The organism is Streptomyces sp. NPDC028308 (assembly GCF_055565855.1).
In genome coordinates this window covers 56,133-81,411 of sequence record NZ_JBVHTO010000017.1, presented here as the reverse complement: position 1 = coordinate 81,411, position 25,279 = coordinate 56,133, and the positions used below count along the sequence as shown (strand labels likewise).

20 protein-coding genes are annotated in these 25,279 nt (G+C 72.3%); 14 read left to right on the top strand and 6 right to left on the bottom strand.

Going from position 1 to position 25,279, the window contains the following annotated elements:
• Positions 1-37: 37 nt before the first annotated feature.
• Genes ACZ4VA_RS34655 through ACZ4VA_RS34640 form a run of 4 tightly spaced genes read left to right on the top strand, consistent with a single transcriptional unit; the run spans position 38 to position 7,187 of the window.
• A complete protein-coding gene (locus ACZ4VA_RS34655; protein ID WP_468083938.1) occupies positions 38-2,254 on the top strand; it encodes a 1,4-beta-glucanase in 2,217 nt (738 codons plus the stop codon).
• Entirely contained in the window at positions 2,254-4,233 is a 1,980-nt protein-coding gene (locus tag ACZ4VA_RS34650; protein WP_468083937.1) for a beta-galactosidase, read from the top strand. The genes ACZ4VA_RS34655 and ACZ4VA_RS34650 overlap by 1 nt, the downstream gene beginning before the upstream one ends.
• Complete coding sequence (locus tag ACZ4VA_RS34645) at positions 4,226-6,427, top strand: glycosyl hydrolase family 95 catalytic domain-containing protein (RefSeq protein WP_468083935.1); 2,202 nt, start codon at positions 4,226-4,228, stop codon at positions 6,425-6,427. The genes ACZ4VA_RS34650 and ACZ4VA_RS34645 overlap by 8 nt, the downstream gene beginning before the upstream one ends.
• Before the next feature lie 46 nt (positions 6,428-6,473).
• Positions 6,474-7,187: a glycoside hydrolase family 12 protein gene (locus ACZ4VA_RS34640; protein ID WP_355792265.1), complete on the top strand. Its 714-nt coding sequence runs from the start codon at positions 6,474-6,476 to the stop codon at positions 7,185-7,187.
• 59 nt (positions 7,188-7,246) lie between these two features.
• Here the strand turns inward: ACZ4VA_RS34640 and ACZ4VA_RS34635 are convergent, their stop codons facing one another.
• Positions 7,247-9,298: a glycoside hydrolase family 31 protein gene (locus ACZ4VA_RS34635; protein WP_356170925.1), complete on the bottom strand. Its 2,052-nt coding sequence runs from the start codon at positions 9,296-9,298 to the stop codon at positions 7,247-7,249.
• A 126-nt stretch (positions 9,299-9,424) separates the two neighbouring features.
• Positions 9,425-10,432, bottom strand: coding sequence for a LacI family DNA-binding transcriptional regulator (locus tag ACZ4VA_RS34630; RefSeq protein WP_355781487.1), 1,008 nt, complete (start codon positions 10,430-10,432; stop codon positions 9,425-9,427).
• Between the two features lie 554 nt (positions 10,433-10,986).
• Here ACZ4VA_RS34630 and ACZ4VA_RS34625 point away from each other — a divergent pair.
• Positions 10,987-12,927 carry an acyl-CoA dehydrogenase family protein gene (locus ACZ4VA_RS34625; RefSeq protein WP_355781490.1) on the top strand — a complete coding sequence of 647 codons (1,941 nt, stop codon included), beginning with the start codon at positions 10,987-10,989 and terminating at the stop codon, positions 12,925-12,927.
• A 101-nt stretch (positions 12,928-13,028) separates the two neighbouring features.
• Here ACZ4VA_RS34625 and ACZ4VA_RS34620 read toward each other — a convergent pair whose 3' ends face one another.
• Positions 13,029-13,481: a lamin tail domain-containing protein gene (locus ACZ4VA_RS34620; RefSeq protein WP_355781493.1), complete on the bottom strand. Its 453-nt coding sequence runs from the start codon at positions 13,479-13,481 to the stop codon at positions 13,029-13,031.
• 184 nt (positions 13,482-13,665) lie between these two features.
• Between ACZ4VA_RS34620 and dxr the strand changes: the two genes are divergently transcribed.
• From dxr to ACZ4VA_RS34590, 6 genes are all read left to right on the top strand, one after another.
• A complete protein-coding gene (gene dxr / locus ACZ4VA_RS34615; protein ID WP_355781495.1) occupies positions 13,666-14,928 on the top strand; it encodes a 1-deoxy-D-xylulose-5-phosphate reductoisomerase in 1,263 nt (420 codons plus the stop codon).
• On the top strand, positions 14,925-16,229 hold the full coding sequence (locus ACZ4VA_RS34610) for a M50 family metallopeptidase (protein ID WP_355781498.1): 1,305 nt from the start codon (positions 14,925-14,927) through the stop codon (positions 16,227-16,229). Before dxr ends, ACZ4VA_RS34610 begins: the two co-directional genes overlap by 4 nt.
• A gap of 160 nt (positions 16,230-16,389) precedes the next feature.
• Complete coding sequence (gene ispG / locus ACZ4VA_RS34605) at positions 16,390-17,547, top strand: flavodoxin-dependent (E)-4-hydroxy-3-methylbut-2-enyl-diphosphate synthase (protein ID WP_095852303.1); 1,158 nt, start codon at positions 16,390-16,392, stop codon at positions 17,545-17,547.
• Positions 17,548-17,716: 169 nt separating this feature from the next.
• The gene (locus ACZ4VA_RS34600) at positions 17,717-18,565 is read left to right on the top strand and encodes a GNAT family N-acetyltransferase (protein WP_356170914.1); all 849 of its coding nucleotides are present in this window, start codon (positions 17,717-17,719) and stop codon (positions 18,563-18,565) included.
• A gap of 30 nt (positions 18,566-18,595) precedes the next feature.
• Entirely contained in the window at positions 18,596-19,165 is a 570-nt protein-coding gene (locus ACZ4VA_RS34595) for a GNAT family N-acetyltransferase (protein ID WP_355790830.1), read from the top strand.
• Between the two features lie 102 nt (positions 19,166-19,267).
• Complete coding sequence (locus ACZ4VA_RS34590) at positions 19,268-20,959, top strand: proline--tRNA ligase (RefSeq protein ID WP_355790833.1); 1,692 nt, start codon at positions 19,268-19,270, stop codon at positions 20,957-20,959.
• 66 nt (positions 20,960-21,025) lie between these two features.
• Here ACZ4VA_RS34590 and ACZ4VA_RS34585 read toward each other — a convergent pair whose 3' ends face one another.
• The 3 genes from ACZ4VA_RS34585 to ACZ4VA_RS34575 are packed head-to-tail and all read right to left on the bottom strand — an operon-like array spanning position 21,026 to position 22,982.
• The gene (locus ACZ4VA_RS34585; protein WP_452923586.1) at positions 21,026-21,931 is read right to left on the bottom strand and encodes an aminoglycoside phosphotransferase family protein; all 906 of its coding nucleotides are present in this window, start codon (positions 21,929-21,931) and stop codon (positions 21,026-21,028) included.
• 26 nt (positions 21,932-21,957) lie between these two features.
• Positions 21,958-22,443: a ferritin-like domain-containing protein gene (locus ACZ4VA_RS34580; RefSeq protein WP_356243260.1), complete on the bottom strand. Its 486-nt coding sequence runs from the start codon at positions 22,441-22,443 to the stop codon at positions 21,958-21,960.
• Complete coding sequence (locus ACZ4VA_RS34575; RefSeq protein ID WP_355790971.1) at positions 22,440-22,982, bottom strand: hypothetical protein; 543 nt, start codon at positions 22,980-22,982, stop codon at positions 22,440-22,442. The genes ACZ4VA_RS34580 and ACZ4VA_RS34575 overlap by 4 nt, the downstream gene beginning before the upstream one ends.
• Positions 22,983-23,198: 216 nt before the next feature.
• On the opposite strand from ACZ4VA_RS34575, the gene rimP reads away from it, so the two are divergent.
• From rimP to ACZ4VA_RS34560, 3 genes are all read left to right on the top strand, one after another.
• A complete protein-coding gene (gene rimP / locus ACZ4VA_RS34570; protein ID WP_355790968.1) occupies positions 23,199-23,723 on the top strand; it encodes a ribosome maturation factor RimP in 525 nt (174 codons plus the stop codon).
• Positions 23,724-23,725: 2 nt separating this feature from the next.
• On the top strand, positions 23,726-24,724 hold the full coding sequence (gene nusA / locus ACZ4VA_RS34565; protein ID WP_355790965.1) for a transcription termination factor NusA: 999 nt from the start codon (positions 23,726-23,728) through the stop codon (positions 24,722-24,724).
• Between the two features lie 134 nt (positions 24,725-24,858).
• Positions 24,859-25,152, top strand: a complete 294-nt coding sequence (locus ACZ4VA_RS34560; RefSeq protein WP_355790962.1) for a YlxR family protein — start codon at positions 24,859-24,861, stop codon at positions 25,150-25,152.
• Positions 25,153-25,279 lie beyond the last annotated feature (127 nt).

Genomic DNA, 25,279 nt, shown 5'->3' with positions numbered 1-25,279 from the left:
GACCCCCTCCCCACGCTCCCCAGGAACGAGGTATGTCATGCCTACGTCACACCCGAGCCGGCGGACCGTGCTCGCCGGGACCGCCGCCGCAGCCCTCACCGCCGTCCCCGGCGCCCCCGCCCTCGCGGCCCAGGCACGAGAAGCAGGGGCGGCCCCCTACCGCTGGCGCAACGTCGTCATCGGCGGCACCGGTTTCGTCACCGGAGTCCTCTTCCACCCCACCGTGCGCGGCCTCGCCTACGCCCGCACGGACATCGGCGGCGCCTACCGCTGGGAGCAGCGCACCGCCCGCTGGACCCCGCTCACCGACCACCTCGGCTGGGACGGCTGGAACCTCCTCGGCGTCGAGGCCGTCGCCGTCGACGCCGCGCACCCGGACCGGCTCTACCTGGCGCTCGGCACGTACGCCCAGTCATGGGCCGGACCCGGTGCCGTCCTGCGCTCCGAGGACCGCGGCGCCACCTGGACCCGCACCGGCCTCGACGTCCGGCTCGGCGCCAACGAGGACGGTCGCGGCGCGGGCGAGCGGCTCCTCGTCGACCCGCGCGACAGCGACACCCTCTGGCTCGGCACCCGCCACGACGGACTCCTCAAGTCGACCGACCGCGGTGCCAGTTGGGCACCCGTGAAAGCCTTTCCCGCCGAGGCGAGCGCCACCGGTCAGGGCGTCACCCTGATCGTCGCGGCCGGCCGCACCCTCTACGCGGGCTGGGGCGACGGCGACGGCACCGCCGGCTCGGCGAACCTGTACCGCACGGCCGACGGCACCACCTGGGAGGCCGTCCCGGGACAGCCCTCCGGCACCTCGGCCAAGGTCCCGGTCCGCGCCGCGTACGACGCGCACACCCGCGAGCTGTACGTCACCTACGCCGACGCACCCGGGCCCAACGGCCAGAGCGACGGCAGCGTGCACAAGCTGCGCACCGCGCACGGGACCTGGACCGACGTCACACCCGTACGGCCGTCCGGCGGCGGGGGAGGAGAACCGGCCGACACCTTCGGCTACGGCGGGGTGGCCGTCGATGCGCGCCGCCCCGGCACCGCCGTCGTCTCCACCAACAACCGCTGGGCGGCCGTCGACACCCTCTTCCGCACCACCGACGGCGGCCGCACCTGGACGTCCCTCAAGGACACCGCCGTCCTCGACGTCACCGAGACCCCCTATCTCAACTGGGGTGAGGAGAAGCCCAAGTTCGGCTGGTGGATCCAGACGGTCGCCGTCGACCCCCACGACTCGCGGCACATCGCATACGGGACCGGCGCGACCGTCTACGGCACCCGCGACCTCACCCACTGGTCGCCGTGGATCCGCGGCCTGGAGGAGACGGCCGTACGCCTGCTGATCTCGCCCCCGGCCGGCCCGGCGCACCTGATCAGCGGCCTCGGGGACATCGGTGTGATGTACCACGAGCGGCTGACCGCCTCCCCGCCGCAGGGGATGGCCGCGAACCCCGTCTTCGGCTCGGCGACCGGCCTCGCGCAGGCCGCGGCCAGACCGTCGTACGTCGTCCGCACCGGCTGGGGCGACCACGGCAACGGCGCGTACTCGCACGACGGCGGGCGCACCTGGACGCCCTTCGCCGCCCAGCCGGCCGTCGCGAAGGACGCGCCGGGTCCGATCGCCGCCGGCGCGGACGGTTCGGTCCTGCTGTGGTCGTTCGTGCACTGGGACGGCACGAGGTACGCCGCCCACCGCTCGGTGGACGGCGGCGCGACCTGGACCGAGGTCACCTCCTTCCCCAAGGGCGCGACGCCGGTCGCCGACCCGGTCGACCCGGCGCTGTTCTACGCGTACGACACCGGCACCGGGACGCTGTACGCCAGCACCGACGGCGGCGCCTCCTTCGCGGCCCGCGCGGACGGACTTCCCCTCGGCGACAGCCAGTTCAGGCTGGCCGCGGCCCCGGGAAGGACCGGCGACCTGTGGCTCTCCGCCAAGGGCGAGGGCCTGCACCGGTCCACCGACGGGGGCGCGGGCTTCGCCAGGGTCGGCAGCTGCCGGTCCTCGTACACGCTCGGCTTCGGCCGTGCGGCCCGGGGCGCCGGCTATCCCGCGCTCTACCAGGTCGGCTCGACGGGGACGGTCACCGCCGTCCTGCGGTCCGACGACGAGGCGAGGACCTGGGTGCGCATCGACGACGACGCCCACCGGTGGGGCTGGACCGGCGAGGTCGTCACCGGCGACCCCCGCATCCACGGCCGCGTCTACCTCGGCACCAACGGCCGGGGCATCCAGTACGGGGACCCGGCCTGATGCCCGCCCTCGACGACGCCACCCGCGGCCGCCTCCTCTTCGGCGGCGACTACAACCCCGAGCAGTGGCCCGAGGAGACGTGGCAGGAGGACGTACGGCTCATGAAGGACGCCGGCGTCAACTCCGTCACCGTGGGCGTCTTCTCCTGGGCCCGGCTCGAACCCCGGCCCGGCGCGCGGGAGTTCGGCTGGCTCGACCGGCTGATGGACCTGCTGCACGGGAACGGCGTCGGTGTCGTCCTCGCCACCCCGACCGCCGCCCCGCCCCCGTGGATGGGCAGGCTGCACCCCGAGACGCTGCCGCGCGACGAGAACGGGCAGACCGTCTGGTGGGGCTCGCGCCAGCAGTTCTCGCACTCCAGCCCCGTCTACCGCCGGTACGCCGCCGCCATCACCGAGGACCTCGCCGCCCGCTACGGCGGCCACCCCGCCCTCACCATGTGGCACATCAACAACGAGTACTGCACCCACGACTGGGGCGACGAGGCCGCCCGCGCCTTCCGCGACTGGCTGCGACGCCGGTACGGGACACTCGACGCCCTCAACACGGCCTGGGGCACCGCCTTCTGGAGCCAGCGCTACGACACCTGGGACGAGATCATCCCGCCGCGCCGCGCCCAGTACATGAACAACCCCACCCAGATGCTCGACTTCCGGCGCTTCACCTCCGACGCGCTCCTGGAGTGCTACCTCGCCGAACGCGACATCGTCGCCCGGCACACCCCGCACATCCCGGTCACCACCAACTTCATGCCCTTCTGGCAGGGGCAGGACGCCTGGGCGTGGGCGGCCGAGGAGGACGTCGTCTCCGTCGACGTCTACCCCGACCCCCGCGACCCCGACGGAGGCCAGTACTCCGCGCTGATCCACGACATGACCCGCTCGCAGGCCCGCGGCGGCCCCTGGATGGTCATGGAGCAGGCCGCGGGACCGGTCAACTGGCGCGGAGTGAACCACCCCAAGCCGCAAGGCCTGAACCGCCTGTGGTCCCTCCAGGCCGTGGCCCGCGGCGCCGACGCCGTCTGCTACTTCCAGTGGCGGCAGTCCCGGCAGGGCGCCGAGAAGTTCCACTCCGGCATGCTCGGTCACGCGGGTGAGCAGGGCCGCACCTTCCAGGAGGTCAAGCGGATCGGGGCGGAACTGGCCCGGCTGGGCGAGCGGGTGGCCGGCACCCGGGTGGAGGGAGCCGACGTCGCGCTCCTGCTGGACTGGCACGCCTGGTGGGCGGGCCTCCAGGACGGCCGGCTCTCCACCGAGGTCGACCACCCGGCGGTCGTCCGCGCCTGGCACCGCGCCCTGTGGGAGGCGCACACCACGGTGGCCTTCGCCCACCCCGAGCACGACCTGTCCGCGTACCGACTCGTCGTCGTCCCCCAGCTCCACCTGCTGACGGACGCCGCGGCCGACAACCTCGTGGCATACGTACGGGACGGCGGCACCCTCGTCTCAGGCTTCCTGACCGGCGTCGCGGACGAGGACGACCGGGTGCGCCCCGGCGGCATGGACGCCCGGCTGCGCGACCTCTTCGGCATCCGCACCCTGCACGAGTGGTGGCCGCTGGACGCCGGTGAGCACGTCGGCGTCGAGGGCTTCCGCGGCACCCTGTGGTCCGAGGAGATCGAGGCGGCCGACGCCGACGGCGTCACGCCGTACCGGGGCGGCGAACTGGACGGGCTCCCGGCCGTGCTGCGCAAGGGCCGCGCCTGGTACTTCTCCACGCTCCCCGAACCCGCGGCGCTGCGCGGCCTGCTGACCGGGATCGCCGCCGACGCGGGGGTCCGGCCGCCGCTCGACGCGCTCCCCGACCGGGTCGAGGCCGTACGGCGCGGCGGGCTGCTGTTCCTGCTCCACCACGGACGGGACGCGGTCACCGTGCCCGTCCCCGGCCGCCACCGCGACCTGCTCACCGGCGAGCGCGTCACGGACGCCGTGGAACTGGGCCGCTACGGCGTGGCCGTGCTGGAGACGGCCGATGAGTGAGCCCGTGCACGGCACCTGGGAGCCGGCGCCCGCCGCCCGCTGGGAGGACGCCTTCCTGAGCGGCAACGGACGGCACGGCGTCATGGTGTCCGGCGCCCCGGACGACGAGCGGATCGTCGTCAACCACCACCGCCTGGTCCGGCCGAACGGCGACGAGCACACCCGGCCGCCCGCGCTGGCCGCGGCCCTTCCCGGGCTCCAGGACCGCCTGCTCGCCGGGGACACCACCGCGGGCGACGACTTCACCGACGGCCGGCCGCTCCGGTGGGTGCGGCCCTTCCACCCCGCCTTCCAGGTACGGCTGCGTGGGCCCGGCGCCCCGTGGACCTCCTACCGGCGGGAGGTCGACTTCACCACCGGCGTCGTGCGCACCGAGTGCGACGGCCGGCGCACCGACGTCTTCGTCTCCCGCGCCGACGACGTGATCGTGCAGTACGTGCGCGGGCCGGGCCTCACCGCCGACGTCACGCTCGACCACCGGCTGCCGGGCGCCCCGCGGGACCTCGGGGTGGGACACGGCGCCGTCCTGACCCCCGAGGGCGCGCTCCTCACCCTGCGGGCCCGCTACCCCAAGAGCGAGTGGGCCTACACGGGCGTGACCCTCGTGGTGGTCACCGGCGGGCGGACCGTGACCGCGCCGCCCGGCGTCCGGGTCACCGGGGCCCGCGCGGTCCTCCTGCTCACGCGGGTACGGCGGCACCCGGGGGAGCTGGACGTGCTCGACGAGGCCCGCGCCCTGCGCGGCCTGCTCCCGGACGGCGAGGAGGACGCGTACCGGTGCCTGCTGGAGCGGCACACCGACCCGCACCGCACCGCCTACCTGCGCGTGGGCCTTGACCTGGGGGCCGACCCGGCCGAACGCGCGCTGCCCGGTTCGGAGTTGCTGCGCCGGCCCGGAAGTCCCGCGCTCGCCGAACGGCTCTTCGCGGCCGGCCGGTACCACCTGCTGTCCGCCTCGGGCATGCTGCCGCCGCGGCTGACCGGGCTGTGGACCGGAGAGTGGGACACGGCCTGGTCGGGGGCGTTCACGACCGACGCCAACCTGAACCTCCAGACCGCCTCCGCCGCCGCGGCAGCGCTGCCCGAGGTCACCGAGGCCCACGCGGCGCTGGTGCACGGCCAGTGGGCGGACTGGCGCGACAACGCCCGCGCGATCCTCGGCACCCGCGGTGTCGTCGCCCCCGCCCACACCGACGGGGAGTCCGGGCACCTCTGCCACTTCAGCCGCGCCCATCCGCTGCACGTGTGGACGGCCGGCGCCGACTGGCTGCTGAAGCCCCTCGTGGACCACGACGAGACCCGCGGCGAACGCGACCCTCGGCTGGCCGCCGCCCTCGCCGAAGTCGCGGCGTTCTACGAGGACTTCCTCACCCGTACCGACGAGGAGGGCCGGCTCGTCGTCGTGCCGTCCTACTCGCCGGAGAACCGTCCCGCGAACTCCGGTCCGGTCACCGTCAACGCCGCCATGGACCTCTCGGCGGCCCGCCACGCCCTGCTCACGGCCGCCGACTACCACCCCGGGCCCGACGCCGAGCGGTACCGCGCGCTCGCCCGGCGGCTGCCTCCCCACCACATCAATGCCGAGGGCGCGCTGGCGGAATGGGCCCACGAGGGGCTGCGGGACAGCTACGACCACCGGCACCTCAGCCACCTCTACGGGGTGTGGCCGCTGGATGAGATCAACCCCTGCGACACCCCGGACCTCGCCGCGGCGGCCCGCCGCGCCCTCGCCCTGCGCGGCGCCGAGAACGACTCCGCGCACGGCCATCTGCACCACGCCCTGGTGGCGGCCCGGCTGTGCGACGGCGAGCGGGTGGCGGGCGCCCTCGGCGCCGTGCTGGCCGGCGACTACTTCCACGCCTCCCTGATGAGCGGCCACTACCCGCACCGCCACGTCTACAACGCGGACGCCGCCCACGCCCTCCCGGCCGTGCTCATCGAGATGCTCGTCCACTCCACACCCGGACGGCTCGTCCTCTTCCCCGCGCTCCCCACGGCGTACCCGACGGGCCGTCTGCACGGCGTCCGTACCCGCTTCGGCGCCGAGGTCGACCTCGACTGGGCCCCCGGCCGCCGTACGGCCGTCGTCCGCCCCACCCGCACCGCACGCGTCGAACTCAGGACTCCCTCCGGGGCGCGGACGCTCCGCCTGCGCGCCGGAGAGGACCGCGTCCTCACCCTGGGGCCGCGGTAGACCCACCGCACCACCGAAACCTCCCCCCACCCATGGAAGGGACACCATGGCATCACGTACCCCGCGCCGGATCGCCGAGGCGCTGCTGGCGCCCGCGCTCGCCCTCGGCGCCACCGTCGGCCTCGCCTCGGCCCCCGCCCAGGCCGCCGTCTGGAGCTCCTGCGACCAGTGGGGCAACACCTCGCTGAACGGCTACACCCTCTACAACAACATCTGGGGTTCCGGCGCCGGTTCGCAGTGCGTCTGGGCCAACTCCGGCACCAACTGGGGCGTCAACGCCAACCACCCCGACACCGGCGGCATCAAGTCGTACCCCAACGCCAAGAAGGTGATCAACAAGCCGATCACCTCGCTCGGTTCACTGAGCAGCGGCTACAACGTCTCGGTCCCGTCGTCCGGCGCCTACAACACCTCGTACGACATCTGGGACACCGACCACGACTACGAGATCATGCTCTGGGTCAACTACAACGGCGCCGTCGGCCCCCTCGGCACCTCGCAGGGCGACGTCACCCTCGGCGGCCACACCTGGACCGTCTACAAGGGCAGCAACGGCGCCAACGAGGTCTTCTCGTTCCTGCGCACCTCGGACTCGTCGTCGGGCACGGTGAACATCCTGCCGATCCTCAAGTGGATCAAGGACACCAAGCACTGGTTCGGGAACGAGACCATCGGTGACGTCCAGTTCGGCTACGAGATCACGTCCTCGTCCGGCGGTCTGAACTTCACCACCAACAACCTGACCGTCAGCAGCAGTTGACCCAGGCAGTGACGTGCGGCCGGTCCCTCCCCGGGGCCGGCCGCACGCGTCCGCGAGGGCTACGGCGCCACCGGCAGCCGGGCCCCGTCCCGCAGGAACAGCGGGATGCGGTCCAGCGGGGCGGCGACCGTCACCCGGGCACCGCCCGCGTACTCCTCGCCGGTCCACGCGTCCGTCCAGCGCGCGCCCGCCGGGAGGTACGCCGTGCGGACCGTCGCCCCCGCCGTCAGCACCGGCGCGACGAGCAGGTCGGCGCCGAACAGGTACGCGTCGTCCACCGACCAGGCTGCCTGGTCGTGCGGGAACTCCAGGAAGAGCGGGCGCATCACCGGCAGCCCCTCCTCGTGGGCCTCCCGCATGACGTCCAGCACGTACGGCTTCAGCCGCTCGCGCAGCCGCAGGTACTTCTCCATGATCGCGCCGGCCTCCTCGCCGTACGACCAGACCTCGTTGGGACCGCCGGTCATCTCCGGGCCGAGCGGCATCCCCGGGTCGCGGAAGCCGTGCAGCCGCATCAGCGGGGACAGCGCCCCGAACTGGAACCAGCGGACCATCACCTCGCGGTACGCCGGGTCGTCCGGGTCGCCGCCGTGGAAGCCGCCGATGTCGGTGTTCCACCACGGGATGCCGGACAGGGACGTGTTCAGGCCGGCCGCGATCTGGCGGCGCAGGGTGGCGAAGTCGGTGCCGATGTCGCCGGACCACAGGGCGGCGCCGTAGCGCTGACTGCCCGCCCACGCCGAGCGGTTGAGGGTGACGATCTCGCTCTCCCCGGCGGCGGTCATGCCCTCGTGGAAGGTGCGGGCGTTCTCGCGCGGGTACAGGTTGCCGACCTCCAGGCCCGGGCCCGCGTGATAGCGCAGGTTCTCCTGGAACCCGGGTTTCAGCTCCGGCTCGCAGGCGTCCAGCCAGAACGACCTGATGCCGTACGGCTCCAGGTAGTGGTCGCGGATCTTCGACCAGACGAAGTCGCGGGCCTCGGGGTTCGTCGCGTCGTAGAAGGCGACCTGGACCGTGGAGGCGACCCCCTTGTCGGGCCAGTCGGCGTGCGCCGTCGGGCCGTACTCGGTGCCGATGAAGTAGCCGCGCTGCTCCATCGGCCGGTGGTTCTCGGACAGCGGCGAGACCGACGGCCACACGCTCACCACCAGCTCGACGCCCAGCTCGGCCAGCTCCCGTCGCATCGCGGCCGGGTCGGGCCACTCCACCGGGTCGAACTTCCACTCGCCCAGGTGCGTCCAGTGGAAGAAGTCGCAGACGATGACGTCCAGCGGCAGGCCCCGGCGCCTGTACTCCCGTGCCACCGCGAGCAGTTCGTCCTGGGTGCGGTAGCGCAGCTTGCACTGCCAGAAGCCGGCCGCCCACGCGGGCAGCATCGGCGTCCGGCCGGTCACCGCGCTGTAGCGGCGCTGCGCGTCGGCCGGATCGCCCGCCGTGATCCAGTAGTCGAGCTGGCGGGCGGAGTCGGCCACCCAGCGCGTGCCGTTGCCGGCCAGCTCGACGCGGCCGATCGCCGGGTTGTTCCACAGGAGGGTGTAGCCGCGGCTGGAGGTGAGGACCGGGATGGTCACCTCGGCGTTGCGCTGCACCAGGTCGAGGACCGCGCCCTTCTGGTCCAGCAACCCGTGCTGGTGCTGTCCGAGGCCGTACAGCTTCTCGCCGTCGTACGCGGCGAACCGCTGCTCCAGGCGGTGGTGGCCGTTCCCGGTCGGGGTGTAGAGGCGCGGGCCCGGCCACCAGAAGTGCGCGCGCTCCTCGGCGAGGAGTTCCGCGCCGTCCTCGGTGCGCACGAAGCGGAGCATCCCCTCGGCGTCGGCCTCGACGGTGAGCGCGCCGACCGTCAGCCGGCCCTGCCCGCCCTCGATCTTGACGGTGCCGGCGGCGGCCGGCGGCTCGTCCAGCAGCGCGCCCGGCAGGTCCGGCAGGACCGGGCCGCCGAGTCGGGCGCGGACCCGGACGGCGTCGGGACCCCAGGGTTCGACGCGCACGGTCTCCTGGCGGCCGCTCCACTCCAGCGCGCCGTCCCGTTCGCGGAACGTGCCGACCGTGGGCGAGGACTGGGCGAGGCTGACCGCCCCCTGCTGGGGCGTGTTCTGGGCGGGCTGGTTCACGAGGGGTGCTCCCGGGATGAGGAGTGGCGACAGGACCCGGCACGGCTGTGGCGCGCCGGGGCGAGGCGGAGGTGCCCTCGGCGGCCCCGGGGCGGAGGTCGCCGAGGTGTCGTGGTGGCGGTGGGGTCAGGAGGCGGCGGGGCCCGTGCTCGCCCGCACGGTCAGCTCCGGCGCGAGCAGGACGACGTCGTCCTCGCCGTGCCCGTCGAGCTTGGCGATCAGCTGCTCGACGGCCCGCCGGCCCATCTCCTGCGCCGGGATGGCGACCGAGGTCAGCCGCACGGACGCCTGGGTGGCGACCTGGTCCGGGCAGATCGCGATCACGGACACGTCCTCGGGCACGGCGCGGCCCTGCCGGCGCAGCAGCGCGAGCAGCGGTTCGACCGCGGACTCGTTCTGCACGACGAAGCCCGTGGTGCCGGGGCGTTCGTCGAAGAGCCGGGCGAGGGTCACGGCCATCGCGTCGTACCCGCCCTCGCAGGGGCGGTGCAGCACCCGCAGGCCCAACTCCCGCGAGCGGGACCGGAGTCCGTCGAGCGTGCGCTCGGCGAAGCCCGTGTGCCGCTCGTAGACGGCGGGTGCCTCGCCGATGACAGCGATGTCACGGTGGCCGAGCTTCGCGAGGTGCTCGGCGCAGAGGGCGCCCGTCGCGCCGAAGTCGAGGTCGACGCAGGTCAGTCCGGTGGTGTCGGCGGGCAGACCGATGAGCACGGCCGGCCGGTCGCTCTCGCGCAGCAACGGCAGCCGCTCGTCGTCGAGTTCGACGTCCATCAGGATCATGGCGTCGGCGAGCCCGCTGCCGGTGACCCGGCGCATGGCGTCCGGGCCCTCCTCGCCGGTGAGCAGCAGGACGTCGTACCCGTGCGTGCGGGCCGTGGTCGCCACCGCGATGGCGATCTCCATCATCACGGGTACGTACATGTCCGTGCGGAGCGGGATCATCAGCGCGATGATGTTGGACCGGCTGCTCGCCAGGGCCCGGGCGCCCGCGTTCGGGTGGTAGCCGAGCTCCTGGATGCTCCGCTCGACCCGCTGCCGGGTGCCCGCGGAGATGGACCGCTTGCCGCTGAGGACATAGCTCACCGTGCTCGCCGAGACTCCGGCGTGCTGGGCGACCTCGGCGAGGGTGACCATCCAGCTCTCCAAGCATTGTGTGAAGCGCTTCGACAGCGCGTGCTGCGGGCAACGGCGAGTGAGGGTGGCACGACAGTAGCCCGACGGGGGATGGGTGTCCATAGGTTGTCGAAGCGCTTCGACTCGTTTCTGGGGCCGCGCCCCCACCGCGCGCTGCCCGGCGTCCCGCGCGCCCGCGTACGGCACTCCCGGACGTCCGACGCGGGCCCGCGTACGGGCCCGCTCCCGGACATCCCGTCGCGCCCCGCGCGCGGCAGTCTCCGGACGTCTCGCCGCCCCCGCGCAACGGTCTCCCGGACGCCCCGCCGGTCCGGGCGGCGGCCTCGGCCGCGTACGTCGGGCGCCGAGGGCGTGCCCCAGACGGTCCCCCGGCAAGGAGCCCCGACGCAACACCCCGCCCCCCTTCTCCCGGACCGGCCGGCGCCCCCCTGGGGGCGGACGCGCATTGGGCCGAACGCTGCGCCAGGACTGGTGGGGCCGGTGCGGATCGGGTACATACGATCGGGTAGCACCGGTCGGTAACGAACAGCCCCAAGATCCCTATTCGCGGCGAGGTGAGCCTCTTGTCCGCAACACCCCACCAGCCCACAGTCACCGAACGTGAGGCCCGACAGGTCGCGGAGGCCGCGCGCGAACAGGACTGGCGCAAGCCCAGCTTCGCCAAGGAACTGTTCCTCGGCCGCTTCCGGCTCGATCTGATCCATCCGCATCCCATGCCGTCCGACGAGGCGGCACAGCGCGGCGAGGAGTTCCTCGCCAAACTGCGCGACTTCTGCGAGACGAAGATCGACTCGGCCCGGATCGAGCGGGAGGCGCAGATCCCCGACGAGGTCATCAACGGGCTCAAGGAGCTCGGCGCCCTCGGCATGAAGATCGACACCAAGTACGGGGGCCTCGGCCTCACGCAGGTCTACTACAACAAGGCGCTCGCCCTGGTCGGCTCCGCGAGCCCCGCCATCGGAGCCCTGCTGTCCGCGCACCAGTCCATCGGCGTACCGCAGCCGCTGAAGATCTTCGGCACCCAGGAGCAGAAGGACGCGTTCCTGCCGCGCTGCGCGCGCACGGACATCACCGCGTTCCTCCTCACCGAGCCCGACGTCGGCTCCGACCCGGCCCGGCTGGCCACGACGGCCGTCCCGGACGGGGACGACTACGTCCTGGACGGCGTGAAGCTCTGGACGACCAACGGCGTCGTCGCGGACCTGCTCGTCGTGATGGCACGCGTGCCGAAGTCGGAGGGCCACAAGGGCGGCATCACCGCGTTCGTCGTGGAGGCCGCGTCCGAGGGCGTCACCGTCGAGCACCGCAACGCCTTCATGGGGCTGCGCGGACTGGAGAACGGTGTGACCCGCTTCCACGGGGTCCGGGTGCCGGCCGCGAACCGGATCGGTCCCGAGGGGGCCGGCCTGAAGATCGCCCTGACCACGCTCAACACCGGGCGGCTGTCGCTGCCCGCCATGTGCGTGGGCGCCGGCAAGTGGTGTCTGAAGATCGCCCGCGAGTGGTCGGCGGCCCGCGAGCAGTGGGGCAAGCCGGTCGCGTTCCACGAGGCGGTCGGGGCGAAGATCTCCTTCATCGCGGCGACGACGTTCGCCTTGGAGGCGGTCCTCGACCTGTCGTCCCAGATGGCCGACGAGGACCGCAACGACATCCGCATCGAGGCCGCCCTCGCCAAGCTGTACGGCTCGGAGATGGCCTGCCTGATGGCCGACGAGCTGGTCCAGATCCGCGGCGGCCGCGGCTTCGAGACCGCCGAGTCGCTGGCTGCCCGCGGCGAACGCGCGGTCCCCGCCGAGCAGATCCTGCGCGACCTGCGCATCAACCGCATCTTCGAGGGCTCCACGGAGATCATGCACCTGCTGATCGCCCGTGAGGCGGTCGACGCCCACCTGAAGGTCGCCGGGGACCTGATCGACCCCGACAAGTCCCTGTCCGACAAGGCGAAGGCGGGCGCGGGCGCGGGCGTCTTCTACGCCAAGTGGCTGCCCAAGCTCGTCGCGGGACCGGGACAACTGCCGAACTCCTACAGCGAGTTCAAGCGCGAGGTCGACCTCTCCGGGCACCTGCGCTATGTCGAGCGAACGGCCCGCAAGCTCGCCCGCTCCACCTTCTACGCCATGTCCCGCTGGCAGGGGCGCATGGAGACGAAGCAGGGCTTCCTCGGCCGGATCGTCGACATCGGCGCCGAGCTCTTCGCGATGAGCGCGGCCTGCGTGCGCGCCGAACTCCTGCGCACCACCGAGGACCACGGCCGGGAGGCCTACCAGCTGGCCGACGTCTTCTGCCGCCAGTCCCGCATCCGCGTCGAGGAACTCTTCGGGCGCCTCTGGAACAACACCGACGATCTCGACCACACCGTGGTCAAGGGCGTCCTCTCCGGCACGTACGAGTGGCTGGAGCACGGCGTCGTCGACCCCTCGGGCGAAGGCCCGTGGATCGCGGACGCGAGTCCGGGTCCGAGCCGGCACAAGAACGTCCACCGCCCCATCCGCTGACCCCCGCCCCCCGAGCCGCGTCCGTCCCCTCCGCCGTTCCCCCGCCCGCCCGTCGGGGAGCGGGACGGCGGACGGGCGCGGACGCGGGCGCCGGGGCCGGCTCAGCAGTACTTGTAGCCCGCGCCGCGCGAGGACCAGGAGCACGAGTCGACCCGCGTGCCGCTCGCCTTGGAGAGCCGGGCCGTGTCGCCGGTGTTGTTCCACACGTACCAGGAACGCCCCCAGTACTTGTCGTACGCGTTGTTCGTACCGGACCCGGTGTGGACCTTCTTGCTGTGCCCCGCGCCGACCTTCACGTCGCCGAAGGTGTAGGTGTAGCCGGTCTCGTCCTTGAGCGTCCAGTTCTTCAGGGAGACCGCGGATGAGGTGGTGTTCTTGATCCGGACCCACTCGGCGTTCAGCGACGAGTTCGAGCCGCCGTCAGAGCCGGGGCTGTCGTAGTACACCTCGTAGATGAAGACACTGCCGGCCGCGTGGGCCGGAGTGGTGGCGAGGAACGTGCCGGTCAGAGCCATGGCGCCGACGAGCGCGGGCAGGACAGCGCGAACGCGCATGAGGACCCCCCAGGGTGGTTTTCCGGCCGGTCGTCCACCGGCCAGGGGAGCAGTGTGCTCATGCGATGGGCGTACCGTCCGCCGAAAGGCCGTTGTCACCCCATCCGGTCCCCAGGAGTGCTAAAAGGACCAGGAGTGGGGACGCCCTGTCCTGCCGGACGCGCGTTGCGGCAACAATGGGGGGATGAGCGACAGTCCAGTCCCCCTCGCTGATCCGCATCTCGTTTTCGACCCCGTGGACGGGGTCCGGGATGTCGTGATCCTCGGATCCACCGGCTCGATCGGCACCCAGGCCATCGACCTCGTGCTGCGCAATCCCGGCCGCTTCCGGGTCACCGCGCTCTCCGCCGCCGGCGGGAGGGTCGGACTGCTCGCGGAGCAGGCCCACCGCCTGCGCGTCGGCACGGTCGCCGTAGCCCGCGAGGACGTCGTCCCGGCGCTGCGCGAGGCGCTGTCGGCACAGTTCGGAGCGGGGGAGCGGATCCCCGAGATCCTCGCGGGACCCGACGCGGCCACCCGGGTCGCCGCCTCCGACTGCCACACCGTGCTCAACGGCATCACCGGCTCCATCGGCCTCGCGCCGACCCTGGCCGCCCTGGAGGCCGGCCGCACCCTGGCGCTGGCCAACAAGGAGTCGCTCATCGTCGGCGGCCCGCTGGTGAAGGCCCTGGCCAAACCGGGGCAGATCATCCCCGTCGACTCCGAGCACGCGGCCCTGTTCCAGGCGCTCGCCGGCGGCACCCGGGCCGACGTGCGCAAACTCGTCGTGACCGCCTCCGGTGGCCCGTTCCGGGGGCGTACGAAGTCCGAGCTGGCGGACGTGACCCCCGCGGACGCGCTGGCGCACCCCACCTGGGCCATGGGACCCGTCATCACGGTGAACTCCGCGACCCTCGTCAACAAGGGCCTGGAAGTCATCGAGGCGCACCTCCTCTACGACATTCCCTTCGAACGGATTGAGGTGGTGGTGCACCCGCAGTCGTATGTTCACTCGATGGTCGAGTTCACCGATGGATCCACGCTGGCCCAGGCGACGCCCCCCGACATGCGCGGGCCGATCGCCATCGGGCTCGGCTGGCCCGAGCGCGTCCCGGACGCGGCGCCCGCCTTCGACTGGACCAAGGCGTCGAACTGGGAGTTCTTCCCGCTCGACACCGAGGCCTTCCCGTCCGTGGGACTCGCCCGGCACGTGGGACAGCTCGCGGGCACGGCCCCGGCGGTGTTCAATGCCGCCAACGAGGAGTGCGTCGACGCGTTCCTGAACGGCGCGCTGCCGTTCAACGGGATCATGGAGACCGTCACGCGAGTGGTCGAGGAACACGGCACCCCGCGTACGGGAACTTCCCTGACCGTCGCGGACGTCCTCGAAGCGGAGACCTGGGCGCGCGCCCGGGCCCGTGAGCTGACCGAGACGACAGCGCACACGACCGCGGAGGCCCGTGCATGACGACCCTGATGATGATCCTCGGCATAGTCGTCTTCGCGGTCGGCCTGCTCATCTCGATCGCCTGGCACGAGCTGGGGCATCTGTCGACGGCCAAGCTCTTCGGCATCCGCGTGCCGCAGTACATGGTCGGTTTCGGCCCGACCGTCTGGTCGCGCAAGAAGGGCGAGACGGAGTACGGCGTCAAGGCCATCCCGCTCGGCGGCTACATCCGCATGATCGGGATGTTCCCGCCCGGCCCCGACGGCAAGATCGAGGCCCGCTCCACCTCCCCCTTCCGCGGCATGATCGAGGACGCCAGGTCGGCCGCGTTCGAGGAGCTCAAGCCGGGCGACGAGACCCGCCTCTTCTACACGCGCAAGCCGTGGAAGCGGGTCATCGTGATGTTCGCGGGCCCCTTCATGAACCTGATCCTCGCCGTCGCGATCTTCCTCGGCGTGATGATGACGTTCGGCATCAACACCCAGACCACCACCGTCGGCCGGGTCTCCGACTGCGTCATCCAGCAGAGCGAGAACCGCACGAAGTGCGAGAAGGGCGACCAGCCCGCGCCCGCCAAGGCCGCCGGGCTCAAGCTCGGCGACAAGATCGTCGCGTTCGACGGCAAGCCGGTCGAGGACTGGTCGAGCCTGCAGTCCGACATCCGCGCCAACCCCGGCGAGGACGTCACGCTCACCGTCGACCGCAAGGGCGAGCGCCTCGACCTGACCGCCCACCTGATCAGGAACCAGGTCAGCAAGACCGACGGCAACGGCGGCTACGTCCAGGGCAAGTACGTCTACGCGGGCTTCCTCGGCTTCACGCCCGCCTCCGGGATCGTCGAGCAGTCCTTCGGCGAGTCCGTGGACCGCATGGGCGACATGATGCAGAACGGCGTCGAGTCGCTGATCTCGCTGCCCGGCAAGGTCCCCGCCCTGTGGGACGCGGCCTTCGGGGACGGCCCGCGCGAGGCGGACTCGCCCATGGGCGTGGTCGGCGCGGCCCGGGTCGGCGGTGACGTCTTCACCCTCGACATCCCGGCCTCCCAGCAGATCGCGATGATGCTGTTCCTGGTCGCCGGCTTCAACCTCTCCCTCTTCCTGTTCAACATGCTCCCGCTGCTGCCCCTCGACGGCGGGCACATCGCGGGCGCGCTGTGGGAGTCGCTGCGCAGGACCGCCGCGAAGGTGCTGCGCCGGCCCGACCCGGGCCCGTTCGACGTGGCGAAGCTGATGCCCGTCGCCTACGTGGTGGCCGGCATCTTCGTCTGCTTCACGCTCCTGGTGCTGATCGCGGACGTCGTCAACCCGGTGAGAATCTCCTGAGGCGAGTCGTTCACGATGGCCGGGCACGGTGTGTGCCCGGCCATCACCATTGAGTGGGTTTACGCCCGGGATGTGCTCCGCCGGGAGCCCGTGCCGTAATCTCGTTGCCTGGAGCCCACTGTCCCGGGACCTTGATCCATCACTTGGGGTTGCACAGCAGATGACTGCGATTTCTCTCGGTATGCCGTCCGTTCCGACCAAGCTCGCCGAGCGCCGGAAGAGCCGGCAGATCCAGGTCGGAACCGTGGCCGTGGGCGGAGACGCACCCGTGTCGGTGCAGTCGATGACGACGACGCGTACGTCGGACATCGGTGCCACGTTGCAGCAGATCGCGGAGCTGACCGCGTCGGGCTGCCAGATCGTGCGGGTCGCGTGTCCGACGCAGGACGACGCGGACGCGCTGGCGACGATCGCCCGCAAGTCGCAGATCCCGGTGATCGCGGACATCCACTTCCAGCCGAAGTACGTGTTCGCGGCGATCAATGCCGGCTGCGCGGCGGTACGGGTGAACCCGGGGAACATCAAGCAGTTCGACGACCAGGTGAAGGAGATCGCGCGGGCCGCGAAGGACACGGGCACCCCGATCCGGATCGGCGTGAACGCGGGCTCGCTCGACAAGCGTCTGCTCCAGAAGTACGGCAAGGCGACGCCAGAGGCGCTCGTGGAGTCGGCGCTGTGGGAGGCGTCCCTCTTCGAGGAGCACGACTTCCGCGACATCAAGATCTCGGTCAAGCACAACGACCCCGTGGTCATGGTCAACGCCTACCGGCAGCTCGCCGCCGCCTGCGACTACCCGCTGCACCTCGGCGTGACCGAGGCCGGGCCGGCGTTCCAGGGCACCATCAAGTCGGCGGTCGCCTTCGGGGCGCTGCTGTCCGAGGGCATCGGCGACACCATCCGCGTCTCGCTGTCGGCCCCGCCGGCCGAGGAGGTCAAGGTCGGCCTCCAGATCCTGGAGTCCCTCAACCTCAAGCAGCGCGGCCTGGAGATCGTCTCCTGCCCGTCCTGCGGCCGTGCCCAGGTCGACGTCTACAAGCTGGCCGAGGAGGTCACGGCGGGCCTCACCGGCATGGAGGTCCCGCTGCGCGTCGCCGTCATGGGCTGCGTCGTCAACGGCCCCGGCGAGGCCCGCGAGGCCGACCTCGGCGTCGCCTCCGGCAACGGCAAGGGCCAGATCTTCGTCAAGGGCGAGGTCATCAAGACCGTGCCCGAGTCGAAGATCGTCGAGACCCTCATCGAAGAGGCGATGAAGCTCGCCGAGCAGATGGAGGCCGACGGCATCGCCTCCGGCGAGCCCTCCGTCTCGGTCGCGGGCTGACCACCCACCCCGCTCGCCCCACCCGTCCCACGCCCCGGGGGCCCACGCCCCCGGGCCCCGTTCCGCCCGGCACCGGGCAGCGCCCCGGGGTCGGGACACCGGGCGGCGCCGCACACCCGTGCCGGGTACAGTGCGGAGATCAGCAGACCGTATGGTGAGGCCCCCGCACGTGTTGACCCAGACCACCACCAGGGTCCTCGAACCGAGTGACCTGGACGCCGCGCTCGCCGTCCTCGACAGCGAGCCGGTGTCGAACGCCTTCGTGGCCTCCCGGGTCAAGGTCGCCGGCCTCGACCCCTGGCGCCTCGGCGGCGAGATGTGGGGCTGGTACGAGGACGGCATGCTGACCTCGCTCTGCTACGCGGGCGCCAACCTCGTCCCTATCTGCGCCACCCCGCGCGCCGTACGCGCCTTCGCCGACCGGGCCCGCCGCGCCGGCCGCCGCTGCTCCTCCATCGTCGGCCCCGCCGAACCCACCACCCAGCTGTGGCGTCTGCTGGAGCCCAACTGGGGCCCCGCCCGCGAGGTCCGCGCCAACCAGCCGCTGATGGTCACCGACCGCCTCCCCGACGACATCGCCCCCGATCCGTACGTCCGCCGCATCCGCAAGGACGAGATGGACACGATCATGCCGGCGTGCGTGGCGATGTTCACCGAGGAGGTCGGGGTCTCCCCGATGGCCGGCGACGGCGGGCTCCTCTACCAGGCCAGGGTCGCCGAACTCGTCGGCTCCGGACGCTCGTTCGCCCGCCTGGACGAGGACGGCAAGGTCGTCTTCAAGGCCGAGATCGGCGCCGCCACCGAGCACGCCTGCCAGATCCAGGGCGTCTGGGTCGCCCCCGAGTACCGGGGACGGGGACACGCCGCGCCCGGCATGGCGGCCGTGCTGCGCTTCGCGCTCGCCGACGTCGCCCCCGTCGTCAGCCTCTACGTCAACGACTTCAACACCGCCGCCCGGGCGACGTACCGGCGCGTGGGATTCCAGGAGGTCGGGGCCTTCATGAGTGTGCTGTTCTGACAGCCCGGGGCTGCCTGTAGTCTCCCCGGCATGCTGCGCTTTCCCGGTCAGGGTCCCCACAGCCCGGACGACGTGGTCATCGGTCCGCTGGATCTCGCCGCGCGGGTCGACGAGGCGCTCGCCGTGCAGGCCCTCGCCTTCGGACTCGGCGCCGACGAGATCGCCGTACGACGGCAGATCGTGCTGCGGCACCTCGTCTACCCCGGAGCCCGCGCCCTCGGCGCCACCACTGCCGACGGACGGCTCGTCGGCTTCGTCTACGGCATGCCCAACGACCGCACCCACTGGTGGTCCACCGTCGTGGAGCCGTACCTGCGCGAACAGGGTCAGGACGGCTGGCTCGACAACTCCTTCGTGATCACCGAACTGCACGTCCACCCGGACCACCAGAACCGGGGCGTCGGCCGGGCCCTGATCACCACCATCACCGACGGCGCCGCCGAGCCCCGCTCCATCCTCTCCGCGATCGACACCGAGAGCCCCGCCCGCGGCCTCTACCGCTCGCTCGGCTACGAGGACCTGGCCCGCCGGGTCCTCTTCCCGAGCGCCCCGAAACCGTACGCGGTGATGGGCGCTCCGCTGCCGCTGCGGCACCGCTGAAAGGCGCAGGCCGGGCGTCGCCCGCGTAATCCGATTTCCACCGTCCCGTACCGCCCGGCTAACCTCCTTGCCATCACCCTTACGCAGCAGGAGTCGAGAATCATGGCCCAGGTCCAGCGCATGTCCCGTTTGATGGTCAAGACACTGCGTGACGACCCGGCGGACGCCGAGACGCTCAGCCACAAGCTGCTCGTCCGCGCCGGCTACGTGCGCCGCAACTCCGCAGGCATCTGGACCTGGCTGCCGCTGGGCAAGAAGGTCCTCGACAACATCTCCCGCGTGGTGCGCGAGGAGATGGACGCGATCGGCGCCCAGGAGGTGCTGCTGCCGGCCCTGCTGCCCAAGGAGCCCTACGAGGCGTCCGGCCGCTGGGAGGAGTACGGCGACCTGCTGTTCCGCCTCAAGGACCGCAAGGGCGGCGACTACCTCCTCGGCCCGACCCACGAGGAGATCTTCACCCTGGTCGTCAAGGACCAGTGCACGTCCTACAAGGACCTGCCGGTCATGCTCTACCAGATCCAGACGAAGTACCGCGACGAGGCCCGTCCGCGCTCCGGTGTGCTGCGCGGCCGCGAGTTCCAGATGAAGGACTCGTACTCCTTCGACACCACCGACGAGGGCCTCGCCCAGTCGTACGCGCTGCACCGCGCCGCGTACCAGAAGATCTTCGAGCGCCTGGGCCTGGACTACCGCATCGTCTCCGCCGTCTCCGGCGCGATGGGCGGCTCGGCCTCCGAGGAGTTCCTCGCCCCCGCCGCCGCCGGCGAGGACACCTTCGTCGACTGCCCGAACTGCGACTACGCGGCCAACACCGAGGCGGTCACCTTCGCCCTCGCCCCCGTCTCCGCGGAGCACGGCCCGGTCGAGGAGCTGGACACCCCCGACACCCCGACCATCGAGACGCTCGCCGAGCACCTCGGCGTCCCCGCCTCCGCCACCCTGAAGAACCTGCTGGTCAAGGTCGACGGCGAGATCGTCGCCGTCGGCGTCCCCGGTGACCGCGAGGTCGACCTCGGCAAGCTGGGCGAGCACCTCGCCCCCGCCGTCGTGGAGCTGGTGACGGCCGAGGACTTCGAGGGCCGCGACGACCTCGTACGGGGTTACGTCGGCCCACAGGGCCTGGACAAGGTCCGCTACATCGCCGACCCGCGGGTCGCCCCCGGCACCGCCTGGATCACCGGCGCCAACAAGGCGGACAAGCACGCGAAGAACGTCGTCGCCGGCCGCGACTTCGAGGTGGACGACTACCTCGACGTCGTCGTCGTCCAGGAGGGCGACCCCTGCCCGAAGTGCGGCACCGGCCTGAAGCTGGACCGCGCCATCGAGATCGGCCACATCTTCCAGCTGGGCCGCAAGTACGCGGACACCTTCCAGCTCGACGTCCTCGGCCAGCAGGGCAAGCCGGTCCGCGTGACCATGGGCTCCTACGGCATCGGCGTCTCGCGCGCCGTGGCCGCGCTCGCGGAGCAGTCGGCGGACGAGCAGGGCCTGTGCTGGCCCAAGGAGATCGCCCCGGCCGACGTCCACGTCGTCGCCGCAGGCAAGGCCCTGCAGACCGAACTGGCCCTCGACGTCGCCGAGAAGCTGGGCGCGGCGGGCGTGCGGGTCCTGGTGGACGACCGGGCCGGCGTCTCGCCGGGCGTTAAGTTCACGGACGCCGAGCTCATCGGCGTACCGAAGATCCTGGTCGCAGGCCGGCGCTCCGCCGAGGGCGTCCTGGAGCTCAAGGACCGCCGCACCGGCGAGCGCGAGGAGCTCACCGTCGACGAGGCGATCGCCCGCCTGTCGGCCTAGTCACCGGCCCCAGGTCCGCACCACGGCCCCGCGAAGGAACGCCTTCGCGGGGCCGCCGTGCGCCGCTCAGAGCCAGCCCGCGAACTCCAGCAGCAGCTCCGCGTCCTGCGCCCGCCCGACGCGCCGGGCCCGTACGCCCGACTCGACCGCCCGGAAAAGGGTCCAGCCGCGCAGCCGCTCCTGGTCCAGGTCCAGCGACTCGGCCAGCCGCTTCACCCGGCGGCGGGTGATCGACGCGCCCGACGGCGAGCCGATCAGGTCCTCCACCCGGTCCCGGACCAGCCGGGCCAGGTCGAAGGCGCATTCGCCCACCACCGGATCGGGGCCCACGGCCAGCCACGGCAGCCGCTCCCCGGCCAGCACCTTGCTCTGCCGGAACGTGCCGTGCAGCAGCCGCTCCTCGGGAGGGCCGGCGAGCAATTCCTCGCGCGCCGCGAGCGCCGCCTCCACCAGCGGCCCCGTCTCGGCGTCGGCGCCCGCCCGCATCGCCTCGGCCTGCCGCCCGGTGCGCTCGGCCACCGTCTCGAAGACATGGCCGGCGGGCGGTTCGACCCACAGCCGCCGCAGGGTCCCGGCGGCCTCCAGCAGCGCCTTCGCCTCGGGCAGCGAGCGCACCGACACCTCCGGGTGCAGCCGCTCCAGCAGCAGCACCCCGGGAGTGTCCCCGGGATTGAGGAGCTGTACGGCCCCGAAGCCGTCCCAGTGCGCCAGCGCCGCCCGTTCGTGCTCGGGGCGGGCCCGGTCGGGTGCCAGCTTCAGCACGGCGGGCGTCCCGTCCACCTGCCGGACCATGACGACCAGACTGCTGCGGCCACCGGGAGCCTGCACCCGCTCGACCGTCAACTCGCGTAGAACGGTGGCCTGATGGACCTGCTCGGGCAGCTTCTCCAGCCACTCGGCGGCCCCGTCGGTCCCGTTCCGCCGCGTCTCGCCGAGCGCCCGCACGAGGCGCTGCGGCGGTTCGAAAGCCATGCGCGAGGAGTTCCTTCCAGGTCGCCCTATGCCGGTGGACTCGCCGCGGCGGAGGGGCCGGCCGCCCGCTCGGCGAGACCAGGGAAGGCTACGCTCTCGCCGCGCCAGCGCACCGCCCGCACCGCCGCCTCCCTGAGCGCGTCCGCGGCGGTGCGCCGCCGCGCCCCCTCGGCGGCCCGCACCAGGTCGCCGTAGACGCCCGCCACGCGCTCCTCCAGCTCGGCGGCCAGCCGCACGGCCGCCGCCGAGTCCGGCACGGCGAACGGCAGCGCGTAGGCGGCCGCCGCGGCCACCGGCCGGCCGTCCAGGTCGCGCACGAGGCGCTCCAGCTCGTCGCGCCGGGCCCGGTGCGCGTCGTACGCCGCCCGCGCCTCGTCCCGGCGCTCCCCGGCGATGCGGCCGCCCACCACGCCGTACCCGTACACGGCGGCGTGCTCGGCGCCCAGCGCGGCCTGCAGGGCCTTCAGCTCGGCCGCCTTCGCGGTCCCGTCCCCACTGCCCGGCGTGCTCACTTGCCGTCCTCCGTCAACAGATAGGCGTGCGCCGCCCCGGCCGCCGCGACCGACGCCAGCAGCCTGGCCGTCTCTCCCGGCAGTTCCAGCAGGTCCCTGGCGCGCTTGTCGGCCAGGGTGCGCTCCGTCGCCGCCAGCTCGGCCAGCGCGTCCTTCTCCCGCTCCGGCACGGCCGCGGAGGCGCTCGCGGAGGGAGCCGCGGCGCCGGACCGGGACGCGGACGCCGAGGGGGTGGCCGAGGTGCGCAGGCCGGTCGTGAACGCCTTCGCGTGGCGCAGGACCTCGGCGCGCAGCGGGTCCAGCCGGGCGGCCAGCGGCGGATGGGCGGCGATCACGGCGGTGTAGCGCGCGGCGAGCGTCTCGCTGTCGCGGGCCGCACGCGCGCGTGCCCGGTCGCTCGCGGACCGTTTCGAGCCGGTGGTGTCGGAGTCGGACTCGGGAGCGGAGCAGCCCGCGAGCGCGAGAGCGCCCGCGGCCGACGCGAGCAGGCTCCTTCGGCGCGGCCCCGGCGGGGTGCGCGGCGGCAGGGTGAACGGCACGGCAGACGTCCTCGGCAGGCTCGAACGACAGGGAGGGCGGCACGCCCGCGATCACGGTACCCGCGCACCGGCCCGGCGTCCGCCAGCGGCTCTCCCGCGGCCGGGCGTCGCGTCCCGCCCCGCCACGGTGGACGGCAACACCCCTTGCGACCGGATACCCTTTGACCTGACACGCGACCTACCCACAACAGCACACGCGGCCGAGGAGTCACCCGGATGAGCACCACCCAGAGCGAGAGGCTGCGAGAACTGCTGGAACCGCTCGTCGGCTCTCAGGGACTCGATCTCGAGGAGATCGCAGTGGACTCGGTCGGGCGCAAGCGCGTGCTGCGTGTGGTCGTCGACTCGGACGCCGGTGCCGACCTGGACCAGATCGCCGATGTGAGCCGCGCGCTCTCGGCGAAGCTCGACGAGACGGACGCGATGGGCGAGGGCGAGTACACCCTCGAGGTCGGGACCCCCGGTGCCGAGCGCGAGCTCAAGGAGCACCGTCACTACGTGCGCGCCGTCGACCGGCTCGTGAGGTTCCAGCTGGCCGGGGACGACGAGGTGGTCGCCCGGATCCTGGCGGTCGACGAGGACGGCATCGACGTCGAGGTGCCCGGCGTGAAGGGGCGCAAGCCCACCGCCAGGCGGCTCGCCTTCTCGGACGTCGCCAAGGCGCGCGTCCAGGTCGAGTTCAACCGCAAGAGCAAGAACGACCAGAACGACCAGAACGAAGAGAACGCAGAGGAGGCGTAGCCGTGGACATCGACATGAGTGCCCTGCGGGGCCTGGTACGGGAGAAGGAGATCTCCTTCGACCTGCTGGTCGCAGCGATCGAGTCGGCCCTCCTCATCGCCTACCACCGCACCGACGGAAGCCGCCGCCACGCGCGCGTGGAGCTCGACCGGGAGAGCGGTCACGTGACCGTGTGGGCGAAGGAGGACCCGGCCGATCTGGAGGAGGGGCAGGAGGCACGCGAATTCGACGACACACCGTCGGGATTCGGCCGTATCGCCGCCACCACCGCCAAGCAGGTGATCCTGCAGCGACTGCGGGACGCCGAGGACGACGCGACCCTCGGCGAGTACGCCGGCCGGGAGGGCGACATCGTCACGGGCGTCGTCCAGCAGGGCCGCGACCCGAAGAACGTGATGGTCGACATCGGCAAGATGGAGGCCATCCTGCCGGTGCAGGAGCAGGTGCCCGGCGAGCAGTACCAGCACGGCACCCGCCTGCGCTCGTACGTCGTCCGGGTCGCCAAGGGCGTACGCGGCCCGTCGGTGACCCTGTCCCGTACGCACCCCGCCCTGGTGAAGAAGCTGTTCGCCCTGGAGGTGCCGGAGATCGCCGACGGTTCCGTCGAGATCGCCGCCATCGCCCGTGAGGCCGGTCACCGCACCAAGATCGCGGTGCGCTCCACGCGCTCCGGACTGAACGCCAAGGGCGCCTGCATCGGCCCCATGGGCGGCCGGGTGCGCAATGTCATGGCCGAGCTGAACGGCGAGAAGATCGACATCGTCGACTGGTCGGACGACCCGGCCGACATGGTGGCGAACGCGCTGTCCCCGGCCCGGGTGTCCAAGGTCGAGGTCGTGGACCTCGCCGCCCGCTCCGCGCGGGTGACGGTCCCGGACTACCAGCTCTCGCTGGCGATCGGCAAGGAGGGGCAGAACGCCCGCCTCGCCGCCCGGCTGACCGGCTGGCGCATCGACATCCGCCCGGACACCGAGCAGCAGCCGGACGAGAACCGGGACTGACGCGGGCACGCGCGGCCGGGAGCCGGGAATGGATCCCGGCCGTGTGACGCTTTGATCACGACAGTTTTACGCACGGCAACTGTTCGACACCTGCCCCAAAGGGGTGAGGTCCGTGCGGGGAGGTAGACTTAAGAGTGTCTGGCCGGACGCGAGCCCGTGCATGCCCTGAACGCACCTGTGTGGGGTGCCGGGAGCGAGCGGCCAAGACCGATCTGCTGCGCATCGTGGCGATCGAGGACGCATGCGTCCCTGATCTTCGCGGTACGCTGCCCGGCCGGGGTGCGTACATCCACCCCGCCGTGGTCTGTCTCGACCTGGCGGTCCGCCGCCGGGCGATCCCACGGGCGCTGCGTGCCCAGGGACCGCTCGACACAACGGCGCTGCGCCGAGTGGTCGAGGAGACGGTTGCCGAGCAGGCAACACCGTAAGACGTGTGTCGCACGGAACCCCGTGCGGCCCTGGTACCCCGCGAGTTGGAAGTAGGTCGAGATTGCGATGAGCACTCGATGAGCACGCGATGAGTACGCCCATGAAGTAGCGACGGTCCGGACGCAA